A 15,987-nucleotide genomic window follows, 5' to 3' on the forward strand; every position below is an offset into this window, starting at 1 on the left:
CCACTAGGAATTATCCATGGCCCGCGAATATCCGCTGGAACGCTATCGTAACATCGGCATCATGGCTCACATCGATGCTGGTAAAACGACGACTACCGAACGCATTCTTTATTACACCGGTAAATCCTACAAAATCGGCGAAGTGCATGATGGCGCTGCGACGATGGATTGGATGGAACAGGAGCAGGAGCGCGGCATCACGATCACGTCTGCTGCGACCACCACGTTCTGGCAGAACGAAGATGGCAAGGGTGAAAAGCACCGCATCAACATCATCGACACGCCCGGCCACGTGGATTTCACCATCGAAGTCGAACGTTCGCTTCGCGTACTCGATGGCGCGGTAGCCGTATTTGACGGTGTTGCCGGTGTAGAGCCGCAGTCCGAGACTGTCTGGCGTCAGGCCGACAAATACAAAGTCCCGCGCATGTGCTTCATCAACAAGCTCGATCGTACCGGTGCAGACTTTTATTACTGTGTACAGTCGATCATCGATCGCCTCGGCGCGAACCCGCTTGTGCTGTATCTCCCGATTGGCGCTGAAGGCGGGCTTCGCGGTGTCGTCGATCTGGTGAACAATCGCGGTATAGTCTGGGAAAATGACGGTCTCGGTGCCGAATTCGAATATATCGCCGTTCCTGACGATATGGCCGACAAGGCTGAAGAATATCGCGCCAAGCTGATCGAAACAGTTGTCGAGCTTGACGATGATGTGATGGAAAAGTTTTTCGACGGCGAAATGCCTGATGCGGCAACGCTCAAGAAGCTCATCCGCAAGGGCACGATGGACCAGGTTTTCGTCCCGGTTCTGTGTGGTTCGGCGTTCAAGAACAAGGGTGTTCAGCCTCTGCTTGATGCGGTTGTCGACTATATGCCTTCGCCGCTCGACGTACCCGCAATCAAGGGCGTTTTGCCAGACAGCGACAAGGAAGAAACGCGCCCGTCCAGTGACGAAGCACCGTTCTCCGCGCTTGCATTCAAGATCATGAACGATCCGTTCGTCGGCTCGCTCACCTTCACGCGCATTTATTCCGGCCATCTCGAAAAGGGTATGGTGCTCAACTCCGTGAAGGAGAAGAAGGAAAAGATCGGCCGCATGTTGCTGATGCATTCCAACAACCGCGAAGATATTGATGAGGCATTTGCCGGTGACATCGTCGCGATTGCGGGCATGAAGGACACCACTACCGGCGATACGCTGTGTGCTCTGTCGCATCCGATCATTCTCGAGCGGATGGAATTCCCCGAGCCGGTTATCGAACTGTCCGTGGAGCCAAAGACCAAGGCCGACCAGGAAAAGATGGGCGTCGCGCTCAATCGCCTTGCCGCTGAAGATCCTTCATTCCGCGTTTCGACCGATCACGAATCCGGCCAGACGATCATCAAGGGAATGGGCGAGCTTCACCTCGACATTCTGGTTGACCGTATGAAGCGCGAATTCAAGGTTGAAGCCAACGTCGGTGCGCCTCAGGTCGCGTATCGCGAATCGCTCGGCCGTGAAATCGAAGTGGATTACACCCACAAGAAACAGTCGGGTGGTTCGGGCCAGTTTGCCCGCGCCAAGGCGACTTTCATTCCGGGTGAACGTGGTCAGGGCATCGTATTCGAAGACAGCATCAAGGGCGGTAATATTCCACGCGAATATATCCCGTCGCTCGAGAAGGGTCTGCGCGAACAGGCTGAAAGCGGTTATTTGATCGGGTTCCCGATTATCGATTTCACCATCAAGGTAACTGACGGCGCCTATCACGACGTCGATTCCTCGACGGTGGCGTTTGAAATCTGCGGCCGCGGTGCAATGCGTGAAGCAGCGGAACGTGGCGGCATCAAGCTGCTCGAACCGGTGATGAAGGTTGAAGTCATCACTCCCGAGGATTACCTTGGGGATGTAATCGGCGATCTCAATTCGCGTCGGGGTCAGATCCAGGGTACAGATTCGCGCGGCAACGCCCAAGCGGTCGAAGCAATGGTTCCGCTGGCGAATATGTTCGGCTACGTGAATGAGCTCCGCTCGTTCAGCCAGGGCCGGGCAAACTACTCGATGCAGTTCTCTCATTACGAGGAAGTGCCGGCGAGTGTCGCACTTGAGGTCAAGGAGAAGCTTGCTTAACTGCAAGCTACAGTCTAGGGGCGGCGCCTGTTTCAGCGGGTGCCGTTTTCTCCCGCAGTTTTTATATATTCAAGACACTAGAGGTTAGAGAAAATGGCGAAGGCAAAATTTGAGCGGAACAAGCCGCACTGCAACATCGGCACCATCGGTCACGTTGACCACGGCAAAACCACGCTGACAGCAGCTATCACGAAAGTGATGGCTGAAGTTAACGGCGGCGCGGCGGTCGATTTCGCAAACATCGACAAGGCACCTGAAGAGCGCGAGCGTGGCATCACGATCTCGACGGCTCACGTCGAATATGAGTCGGCAGCCCGTCACTACGCCCACGTCGATTGCCCGGGACACGCCGATTATGTGAAAAACATGATTACCGGTGCTGCCCAGATGGATGGCGCGATCCTGGTGGTGAACGCCGCTGACGGACCGATGCCGCAAACCCGTGAGCACATCCTGCTCGCGAAACAGGTCGGCGTGCCTTCGATGGTCGTTTACATGAACAAGGTCGATCAGGTTGACGACGACGAAATTCTAGAACTGGTTGAAATGGAAGTTCGCGAACTTCTTTCGTCCTATGATTTCCCCGGTGACGACATCCCGATCATCAAGGGCTCGGCTCTGGCCGCGCTTGAAGGCCGTGATGATGAAATCGGCAAGAACTCGATCATCGAACTGATGAACGCCGTCGATGAGCACATCCCGCAGCCGGATCGCCCGGTTGACAAGCCGTTCCTCATGCCGATCGAAGACGTGTTCTCGATTTCCGGCCGTGGTACGGTGGTTACGGGCCGCGTCGAAACCGGCATCGTCAATGTTGGCGACGAAGTCGAAATCGTGGGCATCAGGGATACCGGCAAGACGACTGTCACAGGCGTCGAAATGTTCCGCAAGCTGCTTGATCGCGGTGAAGCCGGTGACAACATCGGTGCACTGGTTCGCGGTGTAGGCCGTGAAGATGTCGAGCGCGGCCAGGTTTTGGCCAAGCCGGGTTCGGTTAATCCGCACACCGACTTCAGCGCAGAAGTCTATGTCCTGTCCAAGGACGAAGGCGGCCGTCACACGCCATTCTTCGCGAACTACCGTCCACAGTTCTACTTCCGTACAACTGACGTAACCGGTGAAGTAATCCTCCCCGAGGGTACCGAGATGGTTATGCCAGGCGACAACGTGACGATCAACGTGAAGCTGATCGCACCAATCGCAATGGACGAAGGTCTTCGTTTCGCAATCCGTGAAGGCGGCCGCACGGTCGGTTCAGGGGTTGTCAGCAAGATTACGAAGTAATATAGGCTTCGAACCGGGTGGGTCCCTTAAGGGATTCGCCCGGTCTGGAATTTAGGGGGCCGCCCCTTCCTGCATCTTCGGAAGAAGGGCAGCGAGGCGGGGCGGTCCTTGTTTTATGGAAATTTCCCTTTGGGATGTTTCCTGGCTCTTTCGCATCGGTATAGGTAATGGAAGCTCAGAATATCCGCATTCGCCTCAAGGCGTTCGATCACCGCGTTCTCGACCAGGCAACTGGCGAAATCGCAGAAACCGCACGTCGCACAGGCGCGCTTATTCGCGGCCCCATTCCCATGCCGACGCGTATCGAGAAATTTACCGTGAACCGCGGTCCGCACATCGACAAGAAGTCGCGGGAACAGTTCGAGGTACGTACTTTCAAACGGCTGCTCGATATCGTTCAGCCTAACGCCCAGACAGTTGATGCTTTGATGAAGCTCGACCTGGCTGCCGGCGTAAATGTTGAGATCAAGCTGGCTTGATCTCCGCTGTCTGACGCAGATCAGGCCGCAGACTACGAGATACCGCCGGGTTCACCCGGGCTGCGTCTCCCGTCTCGCTCTTCGTCTGAAGAGCACCTAGCCCGGACGGGGCGACGTATGACAATTTGGGCTGGCAAGCACCTGGAAATGGTTCCGGGTGCCTCTGTTTAGGAGTTCTGGTCATGCGCACTGGCGTGATCGCTAAAAAAGTCGGAATGACCCGCCTGTTCCAGGAGGATGGCCGCCACGTGCCGGTTACAGTCCTCGCTCTGGAAGAGTGTCAGGTTGTTTCCCATCGTACTCAAGAGCGTGACGGATACGTCGCGCTCCAGGTCGGTTCCGGCGAAGCGAAACAAAAAAATGTAAACAAGCCTCAACGCGAACATTTCGCGAAGGCTGAAGTTGGTCTCAAGCGCAAGGTCGCCGAGTTCCGTCTGGATAGCGAAGATGCTTTGCTGCCCGTCGGTGCGCGGATCAGTGCTGATCACTTTATCGCCGGCCAGAAAGTTGACATCACCGGCTATACGCAGGGTAAAGGCTTTGCCGGCGCCATGAAGCGTTGGGGCTTCGGTGGTCTTCGGGCGACGCATGGTGTTTCGATCTCTCACCGTTCGCACGGTTCGACGGGTAACCGTCAGGATCCGGGCCGCGTTTTCAAGAACAAGAAGATGGCGGGCCACATGGGTGATCGCCAGCGCACGCAGCAAAACCTCGAAGTCGTCCGCACGGATGCCGATCGCGGTCTGATCTTTGTCAAAGGCTCCGTGCCCGGCACAAAGAACAGCTGGATGCTGATCCGTGATGCTGTCAAAATCGTTCACAAGGATCTTCCGTTTCCCGGCGTAATGCGCCGCAACCAGGACGAGTTTGCTTCCGAGGAAGCGACGCCTGGTCTGGTCGAAAGTGCCGCCGAGCATGAAGTAGGGCTGGAAGTTCCTGCAGCGCAGCAAGCCGAGCTCCTCAAAGAGCAGTCAGCTGGCGTTGAAGCCGACAATGGCTCTGAATCCAACAATGATGCATCCGATGCCAAGCCGGCTGACGATGCGAACAAGGAGGGCTGATCATGAAGGTCAAGCTCCAAACGCTGGAAGGCAAGGCCGGTAAGGGCGATGTCGAGCTGGACGAGGCCGTATTCGGTCTTGAGCCGCGCGCCGACATCCTGCACCGTGTCGTAGTCTGGCAGCTGGAAAATCGCCGCGGAACCGCACGTGCCGCTCGTGAGCGGTCGGACGTCAACCGCACCGGCAAGAAATACGGCAAGCAAAAAGGTGGCGGTGTTGCCCGTCACGGTGACCGCAAGGCACCGATCTTTATCGGTGGTGGTAAAGCGCACGGCCCGCGCCGTCGTGACTTCAATCAGTCGCTGAACAAGAAGATCCGCGCGCTAGGCTTGAAAATGGCGCTTTCATCGAAGGCGAAGGACGGCCTCGTGGTCGTTGACAATCTGGATATGAAGGCCGGTAAGACCAAGGCGTTGGCTGAAAGCTTCGGCTTCACGGGCAAGGTTCTGGTTATCGACGGTGACAGCGTTAACGAAACGTTCGCCCGGGCATCCGCAAACCTGATCGGGATCAACGTGATGCCGGCCCAGGGTGCGAATGTTTATGATATCCTGAAGCACGATACGCTGATCCTGACCAAGGCTGCGATCGAAAAGCTGGAGGCGCGTTTCAATGGCTAAAAAGCAAGAAGTCGACGCCCGTCACTATGACGTGATCCTTGCGCCGCACATCACCGAGAAAGCTACGCTGCTCTCCGAGCATAATGCAGTGGTTTTCAAGGTTGGTGGTGACGCGACCAAGCCGCAGATCAAGGAAGCCGTCGAGGCGATCTTTGATGTGAAGGTGACCGGTGTGAACACCATTGTCCAGAAGGGCAAAACGAAGCGCTGGAAGGGCCGTCCCTACAAGCGCACCGATCTGAAAAAGGCGATCGTGACGCTGGCCGAAGGCCAGTCAATCGACGTCACCAGCGGTATCTGAGGCCAGGGGATTAGGAACGCATAATGGCACTCAAAAGCTATAAACCAACGAGCCCGGCGCGCCGCGGCCTCGTCCTTGTCGATAAGTCCGGCCTCTGGAAGGGCAAGCCGGTAAAGTCGCTGGTCGAGGGTAAACGCAAGACGGGCGGCCGCAACAACAAAGGTCACGTGACTTCACGCGGCATTGGTGGCGGTCACAAACAAAAATATCGTTTTATCGACTTCAAACGACGGAAATTCGACGTTGAAGCCACTGTTGAGCGGATCGAATATGATCCTAACCGCACGGCCTTCATCGCTCTGTTGAAGTATGACGATGGCGAGATTGCCTATATCATTTGCCCGCAGCGTGTCGCTGTCGGTGACAAAGTGATTGCCGGCAAGAAAACCGATACCAAGCCTGGCAATGCCATGCTTCTTAGCGAAATGCCGGTTGGCACCATTTGCCACAATGTTGAAATGAAGCCGGGCAAGGGTGGTCAGATTGCGCGATCGGCGGGCACTTATGTGCAGCTGGTCGGCCGTGACCGCGGGATGGTGATCGTTCGTCTGAATTCGGGTGAACAACGCTATATTCGCGGTGATTGCATGGGCACGGTTGGCGCGGTTTCCAACCCCGACAATTCGAACCAGACACTCGCCAAGGCTGGACGCAATCGCTGGCGCGGCAAGAAACCGCTTACCCGCGGTGTCGCAAAGAACCCTGTCGATCACCCGCATGGTGGTGGCGAAGGCCGTACTTCGGGTGGTCGTCATCCGGTTACGCCTTGGGGCAAGCCTACAAAGGGTGCTCGTACCCGCAAAAACAAGCAGACGGACAAGATGATTATCCGTTCGCGTCACGCCAAGAAGAAGAGGTAACGGACATGGCACGTTCCGTATGGAAAGGTCCGTTTGTCGAACTGAGCCTGCTCAAGAAAGCAGAAGAAGCCCAGGACGCAAGCAACAGCAAGCCGATCAAAACCTGGTCGCGGCGCTCGACTGTACTTCCGCAATTCGTCGGCCTGACGTTCAGCGTCTATAATGGTCACAAGTTCATCCCGGTCTCGGTTAACGAAGACATGGTCGGTCACAAGCTCGGTGAATTCGCGCCAACGCGCACATTCCCCGGTCACGCGTCCGACAAGAAGGGCAAGCGATAATGGGCAAGGCTAAATCCCCCCGCCGTGTTGGCGAGAATGAAGCCCTGGCTGTCGGCACGCTCATCCGCGGGTCGGCCCAGAAGCTTAATCTGGTTGCGGAGTTGATCCGCGGCAAGAAGGTCGAAGATGCGCTGAACATTCTCGCGTTCTCGAAGAAATCGATGGCGCGCGATGCCACCAAGGTTCTTGCAAGTGCGATTGCCAATGCCGAGAACAATCATGATCTCGATGTTGATGCTCTGATCGTTCACGAAGCGAGCGTCGGCAAATCGATCACCATGAAGCGTTTCCACACACGCGGACGCGGTAAATCAACGCGTATACTGAAGCCGTTCAGCCGGCTGCGTATTGTTGTGCGCGAACACGAAGGCGAGGAGGCGTAAGTCATGGGTCATAAAAGTAATCCGATCGGCCTGCGCCTGCAGATCAACCGCACCTGGGACAGCCGCTGGTACGCTGAAGGGCGGAACTATGCGCAGCTGCTCAAGGAAGACATCGAAATCCGCAAGCACATCATTGATTCGCTGCCGCAGGCCGCGATTTCAAAGGTTGTGATCGAACGTCCGGCCAAGCTGTGCCGCGTGTCGATCTACGCTGCGCGGCCCGGTGTTATCATCGGCAAGAAGGGCGCGGATATCGAAAAGCTGCGCTCCAAACTTGCTGAAATGACGGACAGCGACGTCAAGCTGAACATTGTTGAAATCCGCAAGCCGGAAATTGACGCCAAGCTCGTTGCTCAAGGTATCGCGGATCAGCTGATACGCCGGATCGCCTTCCGCCGCGCGATGAAGCGCGCCATGCAGTCCGCCATGCGGCTGGGTGCCGAAGGCATCAAGATCCAGTGCGGCGGCCGCCTTGGCGGCGCTGAAATCGCCCGCGTTGAACGCTACCACGAGGGCCGCGTGCCGCTTCATACGTTGCGCGCCAATGTGGACTACGCCGAAGCCGAAGCTCTGACTGCCTATGGCATCATCGGCATCAAGGTCTGGGTCTTCAAGGGAGAAATCCTGGCGAATGATCCAACTGCACAAGACAGGCTGATGATGGAAGCACAGACTTCCGGCGTCCGTCCTGCTCGCTGATAGAATTCGAGAGTAAGCACCATGCTGCAACCGAAAAAAACAAAATACCGGAAGGCTTTCAAAGGCCGGATCAAGGGTAACGCCCGTGGCGGTACGGATTTGAACTTCGGTTCTTATGGCCTCAAGGCCATGGAGCCCGAGCGTATCACATCGCGTCAGATCGAAGCGGCTCGCCGTGCGATCACGCGTCACATCAAGCGTCAGGGACGTTTGTGGATCCGTATTTTCCCCGATGTGCCGGTTTCCAAGAAACCAGCGGAAGTCCGTCAGGGTAAAGGTAAGGGTTCGGTCGAATATTGGGCAGCCAGGGTCAAGCCAGGGCGGATCATTTTCGAACTGGATGGCGTCCCCGGTCCACTCGCAGCGGTCGCATTCGAGCGTGCTGCGATGAAACTTCCGATCAAAACCAAGGTCGTTGCCCGTCTGGGTGACACCACGCATCTGGAGGGTTGATGATGGCCAAGATCGAAGACCTGCGGACCAAGTCCGATGACGAACTGACAGTCGAACTGTCCGAACTGAAGCGCGAGCAATTCAACCTTCGTTTTCAGTCGGCTACCAACCAGTTGGAACGCCCCGCGCGAATCCAGGAAGTTCGCCGCGACATCGCCCGCATCAAAACGCTAAAGAACGAGCGGGCGGCTAGCGCCACCGCCAAGGCTTGAGGACAAACCGATGCCTAAACGTATCCTGGTCGGAACTGTAACCTCCGACAAGATGAACAAGTCCGTGACCGTGAAGGTCGAACGCAAGGTGAAGCACCCGCTTTATGGGAAGATCATCCGGCGTTCGAAGAATTATCACGCTCATGACGAAGAAAACGCTCACAAAGTGGGTGACACCGTCCGGATCGAGGAGACCAAACCGATCTCCAAGACCAAAACCTGGAGGGTGCTCGACACCCTGCAGGCGGGCAAAGGTGTTGCAGTCGATGCCGATATCGAAGTCGAAGCGGCCGCCGGCAGCAACACGTAAGTTTTTGGAACTGCCAGACTGGTTTCGGCCATCGTTCTGGCAAGCCGTGTAAGAAGGAACTGAATCCATGATTCAGATGCAGTCTAACCTCGAAGTCGCTGACAATAGCGGCGCGAAGCGCGTCCAGTGCATCAAGGTACTGGGCGGGTCAAAGCGCCGTTTTGCAAGCGTTGGCGACGTGATCGTTGTTTCCATCAAGGAAGCAGCCCCGCGCGCCAAGGTAAAGAAGGGCGATGTTCACCGCGCTGTGATCGTCCGGACCCGCAAGGATGTCCGCCGCACCGACGGCAGCGTCATCCGTTTCGACAGCAATGCCGCTGTCCTCGTCAACAAGAGCGAAGAGCCGATCGGCACACGTATCTTTGGCCCGGTCGTTCGCGAACTTCGCGGCCGCGGGTTCATGAAGATTATCTCGCTCGCACCGGAGGTGTTGTGATGGGCGCTGCTCGTATCAAGAAGGGCGACAGCGTTGTCGTGCTTTCGGGCAAAGACAAGGGCCGTACCGGCACTGTCTCCAAGGTCTCGCCAAAAGACGGCAAGGTCGTGGTCGAAGGCATCAATATCGCTGCGCGTCACCGCAAACCAACCCAGGCAAATCCGCAAGGCGGCATCGACCGGTTCGAAGCCCCGATGCATATTTGCAAGGTTGCTGTTGCCGATCCCAAGGACGGCAAACCCACCCGCGTCCGCTTTGAAGAGCATGACGGCAAGAAGGTCCGCGTGGCCGTGAAGTCGGGGGAAAAGATCGATGGCTGATAAGTATGTAGCCCGTATGCGGAAACGCTATGACGACGAGATCGTCAAAGCGATGACCGAAAAGTTCGGATATAAAAACCGGATGGAAGTCCCCTCGATTTCCAAGGTCGTGCTCAACATGGGCGTCGGCGAAGCCAGCCAGGACAAGAAAAAGGTCCAGACTGCTGCCGAAGAAATGGAACTGATTGCCGGTCAGAAGCCGGTTATCACCAAGGCGAAGAAGTCGATCGCACAGTTCAAGCTGCGCGAAGGCATGCCGATCGGTGCGAAGGTTACCCTTCGCCGCGAGCGGATGTATGAATTCCTCGACCGTCTCATCACAATCGCAATGCCCCGCATTCGAGATTTCCGCGGTGTAAACCCGAAGAGCTTCGACGGACGCGGCAATTACGCGATGGGTCTGAAGGAACAGATCGTGTTCCCCGAGATCAGCTATGACCGGATCGACCAGGTTCGCGGCATGGATGTTATTGTAACCACAACGGCGAAAACTGACGATGAAGCGCGCGAATTGCTGCGCCTGTTCGGTTTCCCGTTCCCCGCAGAAGTGCAGGGCGAAGAAGAAAAGGCGGCGGCGTAAGCCGTGCGTAGAGGAGCTTAAGTCCAATGGCGAAACTGAGTTCGATCAATAAAAACGAGAAGCGCAAGCTGCTCGTGAAAAAGTATGCTGCAAAGTATGCCAGGCTGAAGGAAACGGCGAACGACAAGTCGCTCGACGAGGGCGAACGTTTGATTGCCCGCCTGCAGATGGCTGAATTGCCGCGTAATGCAAATCCCACCCGTGTACGCAACCGCTGCACCACCACCGGCCGCCCGCGCGGCTATTATCGCAAGTTCGGCCTCAACCGGATCGAATTGCGTAATCTCGCCAACAAGGGGCTTATCCCCGGCGTGACGAAGTCGAGCTGGTAAGGATCAGAATATGTCATTGACCGATCCCGTAGGTGATATGCTCACCCGCATCCGCAACGGCCAGCGAGCCAAGAAGGATTCCGTCCTCTCGCCCGCGTCGAAGCTGCGTGCCAACGTGCTGGAAGTACTCCAGCGCGAAGGTTACATCCGCGGCTATGCCGAGGACGATACAGGTGCCCACAAGGCGCTCAAGATCGAACTCAAATATTTCGAGGGTGAGCCTGCTATTAAGCACGTCGCCCGCGTGTCCAAGCCGGGCCGCCGCGTATATTCGGGTAGCCGCGAGCTGCCTGTCATTCGCAACGGCCTTGGCATCACCATCGTCTCGACACCCAAGGGTGTGCTTTCGGACGCCGAAGCGCGCTCCGAAAACGTCGGCGGCGAAGTGCTTGCGGAGGTATACTGATGAGCCGCATCGGTAAAAAAGCCGTTGCCATTCCCTCTGGCGTAACCGCCAATATCGAGAATGGCACACTCAGCGTGAAGGGCCCCAAGGGTACGCTCACGATGGGTTTGGCAGAAGACATTGATTACAAGGTTGAAGGCGACGAGATCGTCGTCAAGCCGGCTAACGATACCAAGCGTGCGAAATCCTTTTGGGGTATGCACCGCACACTGGTTTCGAACCTGGTCGAAGGCGTAACCGACGGGTTTACCAAGGTGCTCGAAATTTCGGGTGTTGGTTATCGTGCATCGACGCAGGGCAAGAAGCTCAAGCTTCAGCTCGGCTTCAGCCACGATGTCGACCTTGATGTGCCGGAAGGCATCGAAGTAAAGACGCCGGATCAGACCACCATTGAAATCAGCGGATCCGACAAACAGGCCGTTGGCCAGTTTGCCGCCGAAGTCCGTCGCTGGAGAAAGCCTGAGCCTTACAAGGGCAAGGGTATCAAGTACCGCGGCGAATACGTCTTCCGCAAGGAAGGGAAGAAGAAGTAAGATGGCAAAGCTTTCTCTATTCGAACGGCGTCGTCGCCGCGTCCGCTCGGCACTGCGTGCCCGTGGTGGTGACCGTCCTCGCCTTTCGGTGCATCGCACCGGCCGGCATATCTATGCCCAGATCATCAATGACGGCGAAGGCCGCACCATTGCTGCTGCTTCCACGCTTGGCGTGAAAAACTCGGGCGCTAATGTTGATGCCGCTGTAAAGGTTGGCAAGGATATCGCCGCCGCCGCCAAAAAGGCCGGCGTCACGACTGTCGTGTTCGATCGCGGCGGTTTCCTTTTCCACGGCCGCGTCAAGGCGCTGGCCGATGCCGCCCGCGAAGGCGGGCTGGAGTTCTGATCATGGCTGATAAAACAACAACCGAAGACACCGCTCCCGAAGCGAAAGCTGAAGAGACCAAAGTAGAAGCCAAGGCTGAACAGCCTAAGGCCGATGCCGCACCGGTGGTCGATAATGCCGGTTCAACCCCGACACCTGTCACGACAACAACCGAAGCTGCGACCAACCAGTCTGCCGCTGCGGGTGATCCGTCTCAGCCGCGCTCCGGCCGCGGTGGGCGCGGTGGTGGTGGCCGCGATAACAATCGTGGTGGCGGCGGTGCCGGCGGCGGCGGTGGCCGCGGCCGTGGTGGCCGCGACAACAATCGCCGTGGTGGCCGCGAAGAAGAAGATGACGGCACAATCGAAAAGCTGGTGCACATCAACCGCGTGTCGAAAACTGTCAAGGGCGGTAAGCGTTTCGGTTTTGCGGCACTGGTTGTGGTTGGCGATGGCACTGGCCGCGTCGGCTTCGGAAAGGGCAAGGCACGTGAAGTGCCCGAAGCTATCAACAAGGCTACTGCTGCTGCCAAGAAGAAGATGATCCGCGTCCCGCTCAAGGAAGGTCGCACGCTCCATCATGATGCCAAAGGGCGTTTTGGTGCTGGCAAGGTCACCGTCCGTTCGGCACCAGCTGGTACCGGCATCATTGCCGGCGGCCCGATGCGTGCCGTTTTCGAAAGCCTGGGCGTTGCTGATGTTGTGACCAAATCGGTCGGCACATCGAACCCCTACAACATGATCCGCGCAACCTTCGATGCGCTGGTGAACCAGACTTCGCCGAAGTCTGTCGCACAGCGCCGCGGTAAAAAGGTTGCCGACCTGCTGGGTCGCGGTGGATCCAGCGAAGCGGAAGCTGATGCTGAAGCCGCAGCGGTTACGGAGTAAGATCAATGGCTGACAAGAAAACCATCAAGCTCAAGCAGATCGGTTCACCGATCCGCCGCCCGGCAGCCCAGCGCAAGATGTTGATCGGCCTCGGCCTCAACAAAATGCACAAGGTTGTCGAATTGACCGACACCGCCGAGGTGCGTGGCGCCATCGCCAAGCTGCCCCATATGGTACAGGTCGTCGACTGACTGTAAATCATTGACTTAGGGCGGCCCGGGCTTGTACCGGGCCGTTCCTGTTTTCGGCCCAATCCCGGGTCATTTAGCGCGAACCCTTCGGGGCCTAGTAAGCGAAAGCGAGTGCAAGACCATGAAACTTAATGAAATCCGTGACAATCCAGGTGCCCGCAAGACGCGGACCCGCGTCGGCCGTGGTATCGGATCGGGCAAGGGCAAGACCGCAGGCCGCGGCCAGAAGGGCCAGAAGAGCCGTTCAGGCGTTGCCGTAAAAGGTTTCGAAGGCGGCCAGATGCCGCTCCACATGCGGATCCCGAAGCGCGGCTTCAACAATCCGTTCGGCAAGGATTATGCCGAAGTAAACCTGGGCATGATCCAGAAATTCATCGACGAAAAGAAGCTCGACGGAACGAAAATCGTCGATCACGAAGCACTCAAGGCTGCCGGCCTTGCGCGCGGCGGCAAAGACGGTGTCCGTTTGCTCGGAAAGGGCGAATTGAAGGACAAGGTTAAATTCTCTGTCGCCGGTGCGTCCAAGGGCGCCAAGGCTGCGGTCGAAAAGGCGGGTGGTTCGGTAGAAGTTCTCAAGCCGACCAATCTGGAAGCCAAAGCAGCCAAAGAAGAAGCGAAAAAGACCCGGTTGCTCAAAAAGGCCGATCGCAAAAAGTAAGCCATGATGTCCCGGGCGTTTCGGGGCTGCTGATCAGGCTGTTTGCCTGATGAAAGCGGCCCCGTCCCGTCCCGGACACCTGTTTTTATGGGCGCGGGGTTCGACATTCGGTATAACGCACCTTATGTGACCAGCGAACGCCGGCAATTGCCGGTTCCCATTCGTCTCCAAGGTTAAGGCTCAGACACAAAATGGCATCACGCGCCGACAATATCGCGAGCAACATGAGCCTCGCCAATTTCTCGAAGGCAACCGAACTGCGCAAGCGGATCATGTTCACCATCGGTGCGCTGATTGTTTTCCGCTTTCTGAGCTTCATTCCGCTGCCGGGGGTCAATCCCAAAGCACTCGCCAGCCTGGCCGATCTTGGCCGCGGCGGTATTCTGGATCTCTTCAACACATTTTCGGGCGGCAGCCTTGAGCGGATGAGCCTCATCGCGCTCGGCGTTATGCCCTATATTACTGCTTCGATTGTGGTGCAGATGGCTTCGGCGCTTCACCCCACGCTGGCGGCAATCAAGAAAGAAGGCGCATCGGGGCGCCAGAAGCTTAATCAGTACACCCGGTACGGGACGGTATTTCTTTGCGCGATTCAGGGTTGGTTCCTGGCATCGGGGCTGGAAAGTTTCGCGGCGCAAAGCGGGCTGCAAGCTGTTGTTGATCCGGGATATGCTTTCCGCATTGGCGCGGTAATCAGTCTTGTCGGCGGCACGATGTTCCTGTTGTGGCTGGGCGAACAGATTACATCGCGCGGCATCGGTAACGGCGTATCGCTGATCATCATGGCGGGGATTGTCGCGCAGTTCCCGACCTTTACAGCCAACCTGTTCGAAGGTGGCCGTACAGGCTCGATCTCCCCCGGTATCATCATCGGTCTTGTGTTGATGGTCATCGTGCTGATCGTGTTGATCTGCTTTATGGAACGCGCGCAGCGACGGCTGCTTATCCAATATCCCAAGCGGGCTACGCAGCGCGGACAAATGCAGGCTGACCGCTCGCATCTGCCGCTCAAGCTGAACACAGCCGGTGTTATTCCGCCGATTTTTGCCAGCTCACTGTTGCTGCTGCCGCTTACGATTACCCAGTTTGCCGGAAATTCGGTGAGCACCGAAAGTACCGCCGGCAGCATCATTGTGACGCTCAACCAATATCTGGCGCACGGGCAGCCGCTTTATATGTTGCTTTATGCAATCGGGATCATCTTCTTCTGCTTTTTCTACACCGCGGTTGTCTTCAACCCCGAGGAAACAGCTGACAATCTCAAGAAGAATGGCGGCTTTATCCCGGGTATCCGTCCGGGGAAGAATACGGCAGCCTATTTGGATTATGTGTTGACCCGTATCACCGTGGTCGGCGCAATTTACCTGACGCTGGTCTGCGTTCTGCCCGAGTACATGATTGCCCAGACAGGCGTACCGTTGTTTCTCGGCGGTACGAGCCTGCTGATTGTGGTCAATGTGACTGTGGATACCATCAGTCAGGTGCAGTCACATTTGCTGGCGCATCAGTATGGTGACCTTATCAAGAAGGCTAAACTCAAAGGCCGTATGCGCTAGGCGCGGTTCATCGGGGGTTCTGGGTACGTGAATATCATTCTGCTTGGTCCGCCCGGCGCGGGTAAAGGCACACAGTCGCAACGCCTGGTCGAACATTACGGCATGCGGCAGCTTTCCACAGGTGATATGCTTCGGGCATCAGTGAAGGCCGGGACGCCTATCGGGCTCAAAGCCAAGGCTATTATGGAGCGCGGCGAGTTTGTCTCCGACGAAATAGTCTCTGCATTGATCGACGCGGAACTGGGCGCCATGGGCGACGGTGTCGGCGCCATTTTTGATGGCTATCCGCGCACCGGAGCGCAAGCGGAAGCACTCGATGAAATTTTGGCCAGACACGGCCGCAAGCTCGATCATGTAATTGAACTCGATGTCGATGAAGATGCGCTGGTGGCGCGGATCACGGGTCGCTTCACCTGCGCGAATTGCGGCAAGGGCTATCACGACACCTTCGAAATCCCGCGCCAGCAGGGCGTCTGCGACAAATGCGGATCGCGCGAATTCAAACGCCGGCCCGATGATAACGAAGCGACCGTTCGCAAGCGGATGGGTGAATATCGCGACAAGACCGCGCCGATTCTCGAGCCTTACGATGCCCGCGGCATTGTGACCCGCGTCGATGGCATGGCCCCGATCGACGATGTTACCGCAGCTATCGACGCAATATTGCGCTAACGTCTTTACCCTCGCATTGAAGCAGTCACGGCGCTATG

At 57.0% G+C, this 15,987-nt stretch carries 25 protein-coding genes; all 25 read left to right on the forward strand.

What is annotated here, in order from left to right:
• Window positions 1-16: 16 nt before the first annotated feature.
• Complete coding sequence (gene fusA, locus WFP06_RS05025; RefSeq protein WP_336986141.1) at window positions 17-2,110, forward strand: elongation factor G; 2,094 nt, start codon at window positions 17-19, stop codon at window positions 2,108-2,110.
• Window positions 2,111-2,203: 93 nt separating this feature from the next.
• Entirely contained in the window at window positions 2,204-3,394 is a 1,191-nt protein-coding gene (gene tuf, locus WFP06_RS05030; protein WP_336986142.1) for an elongation factor Tu, read from the forward strand.
• A gap of 167 nt (window positions 3,395-3,561) precedes the next feature.
• Entirely contained in the window at window positions 3,562-3,873 is a 312-nt protein-coding gene (gene rpsJ, locus WFP06_RS05035; protein WP_086436159.1) for a 30S ribosomal protein S10, read from the forward strand.
• A gap of 182 nt (window positions 3,874-4,055) precedes the next feature.
• On the forward strand, window positions 4,056-4,934 hold the full coding sequence (gene rplC, locus WFP06_RS05040; RefSeq protein WP_336987633.1) for a 50S ribosomal protein L3: 879 nt from the start codon (window positions 4,056-4,058) through the stop codon (window positions 4,932-4,934).
• Between the two features lie 2 nt (window positions 4,935-4,936).
• Window positions 4,937-5,554: a 50S ribosomal protein L4 gene (rplD, locus tag WFP06_RS05045; RefSeq protein ID WP_336986143.1), complete on the forward strand. Its 618-nt coding sequence runs from the start codon at window positions 4,937-4,939 to the stop codon at window positions 5,552-5,554.
• Window positions 5,547-5,855 (forward strand): 50S ribosomal protein L23, encoded by a 309-nt coding sequence (locus WFP06_RS05050; RefSeq protein WP_114520278.1) that lies wholly within the window; start codon window positions 5,547-5,549, stop codon window positions 5,853-5,855. Before rplD ends, WFP06_RS05050 begins: the two co-directional genes overlap by 8 nt.
• 23 nt (window positions 5,856-5,878) lie before the next feature.
• The gene (gene rplB / locus WFP06_RS05055; RefSeq protein WP_336986144.1) at window positions 5,879-6,715 is read left to right on the forward strand and encodes a 50S ribosomal protein L2; all 837 of its coding nucleotides are present in this window, start codon (window positions 5,879-5,881) and stop codon (window positions 6,713-6,715) included.
• A 5-nt stretch (window positions 6,716-6,720) separates the two neighbouring features.
• Entirely contained in the window at window positions 6,721-6,996 is a 276-nt protein-coding gene (gene rpsS, locus WFP06_RS05060) for a 30S ribosomal protein S19 (protein WP_114520276.1), read from the forward strand.
• Entirely contained in the window at window positions 6,996-7,379 is a 384-nt protein-coding gene (gene rplV / locus WFP06_RS05065; RefSeq protein ID WP_336986145.1) for a 50S ribosomal protein L22, read from the forward strand. Before rpsS ends, rplV begins: the two co-directional genes overlap by 1 nt.
• A gap of 3 nt (window positions 7,380-7,382) precedes the next feature.
• Window positions 7,383-8,078 (forward strand): 30S ribosomal protein S3, encoded by a 696-nt coding sequence (rpsC, locus tag WFP06_RS05070; RefSeq protein WP_336986146.1) that lies wholly within the window; start codon window positions 7,383-7,385, stop codon window positions 8,076-8,078.
• 21 nt (window positions 8,079-8,099) lie between these two features.
• Window positions 8,100-8,531, forward strand: a complete 432-nt coding sequence (gene rplP, locus WFP06_RS05075) for a 50S ribosomal protein L16 (protein ID WP_336986147.1) — start codon at window positions 8,100-8,102, stop codon at window positions 8,529-8,531.
• A gap of 2 nt (window positions 8,532-8,533) precedes the next feature.
• Window positions 8,534-8,743, forward strand: a complete 210-nt coding sequence (rpmC, locus tag WFP06_RS05080; protein ID WP_336987634.1) for a 50S ribosomal protein L29 — start codon at window positions 8,534-8,536, stop codon at window positions 8,741-8,743.
• A 10-nt stretch (window positions 8,744-8,753) separates the two neighbouring features.
• The gene (gene rpsQ / locus WFP06_RS05085; protein ID WP_336986148.1) at window positions 8,754-9,053 is read left to right on the forward strand and encodes a 30S ribosomal protein S17; all 300 of its coding nucleotides are present in this window, start codon (window positions 8,754-8,756) and stop codon (window positions 9,051-9,053) included.
• Window positions 9,054-9,120: 67 nt separating this feature from the next.
• Window positions 9,121-9,489, forward strand: a complete 369-nt coding sequence (gene rplN, locus WFP06_RS05090; protein ID WP_114520271.1) for a 50S ribosomal protein L14 — start codon at window positions 9,121-9,123, stop codon at window positions 9,487-9,489.
• Complete coding sequence (gene rplX, locus WFP06_RS05095) at window positions 9,489-9,809, forward strand: 50S ribosomal protein L24 (protein ID WP_336986149.1); 321 nt, start codon at window positions 9,489-9,491, stop codon at window positions 9,807-9,809. Before rplN ends, rplX begins: the two co-directional genes overlap by 1 nt.
• Complete coding sequence (gene rplE, locus WFP06_RS05100) at window positions 9,802-10,389, forward strand: 50S ribosomal protein L5 (protein ID WP_336986150.1); 588 nt, start codon at window positions 9,802-9,804, stop codon at window positions 10,387-10,389. The genes rplX and rplE overlap by 8 nt, the downstream gene beginning before the upstream one ends.
• A gap of 26 nt (window positions 10,390-10,415) precedes the next feature.
• Complete coding sequence (gene rpsN / locus WFP06_RS05105; RefSeq protein ID WP_336986151.1) at window positions 10,416-10,721, forward strand: 30S ribosomal protein S14; 306 nt, start codon at window positions 10,416-10,418, stop codon at window positions 10,719-10,721.
• A 10-nt stretch (window positions 10,722-10,731) separates the two neighbouring features.
• Complete coding sequence (rpsH, locus tag WFP06_RS05110; RefSeq protein ID WP_336986152.1) at window positions 10,732-11,127, forward strand: 30S ribosomal protein S8; 396 nt, start codon at window positions 10,732-10,734, stop codon at window positions 11,125-11,127.
• On the forward strand, window positions 11,127-11,660 hold the full coding sequence (gene rplF, locus WFP06_RS05115) for a 50S ribosomal protein L6 (protein ID WP_336986153.1): 534 nt from the start codon (window positions 11,127-11,129) through the stop codon (window positions 11,658-11,660). The genes rpsH and rplF overlap by 1 nt, the downstream gene beginning before the upstream one ends.
• A gap of 1 nt (window position 11,661) precedes the next feature.
• The gene (rplR, locus tag WFP06_RS05120; protein ID WP_336986154.1) at window positions 11,662-12,006 is read left to right on the forward strand and encodes a 50S ribosomal protein L18; all 345 of its coding nucleotides are present in this window, start codon (window positions 11,662-11,664) and stop codon (window positions 12,004-12,006) included.
• Window positions 12,006-12,872 carry a 30S ribosomal protein S5 gene (gene rpsE, locus WFP06_RS05125; protein ID WP_336987635.1) on the forward strand — a complete coding sequence of 289 codons (867 nt, stop codon included), beginning with the start codon at window positions 12,006-12,008 and terminating at the stop codon, window positions 12,870-12,872. The genes rplR and rpsE overlap by 1 nt, the downstream gene beginning before the upstream one ends.
• A gap of 5 nt (window positions 12,873-12,877) precedes the next feature.
• Entirely contained in the window at window positions 12,878-13,063 is a 186-nt protein-coding gene (gene rpmD / locus WFP06_RS05130) for a 50S ribosomal protein L30 (RefSeq protein WP_336986155.1), read from the forward strand.
• A gap of 121 nt (window positions 13,064-13,184) precedes the next feature.
• Window positions 13,185-13,721 carry a 50S ribosomal protein L15 gene (gene rplO, locus WFP06_RS05135; RefSeq protein ID WP_336986156.1) on the forward strand — a complete coding sequence of 179 codons (537 nt, stop codon included), beginning with the start codon at window positions 13,185-13,187 and terminating at the stop codon, window positions 13,719-13,721.
• A gap of 191 nt (window positions 13,722-13,912) precedes the next feature.
• Window positions 13,913-15,277: a preprotein translocase subunit SecY gene (gene secY, locus WFP06_RS05140; RefSeq protein ID WP_336986157.1), complete on the forward strand. Its 1,365-nt coding sequence runs from the start codon at window positions 13,913-13,915 to the stop codon at window positions 15,275-15,277.
• Between the two features lie 27 nt (window positions 15,278-15,304).
• Complete coding sequence (locus tag WFP06_RS05145) at window positions 15,305-15,949, forward strand: adenylate kinase (RefSeq protein WP_336986158.1); 645 nt, start codon at window positions 15,305-15,307, stop codon at window positions 15,947-15,949.
• Window positions 15,950-15,987 lie beyond the last annotated feature (38 nt).

The sequence above is a fragment of the Altererythrobacter aquiaggeris genome (assembly GCF_037154015.1).
Lineage (GTDB): Bacteria > Pseudomonadota > Alphaproteobacteria > Sphingomonadales > Sphingomonadaceae > Aestuarierythrobacter > Aestuarierythrobacter aquiaggeris.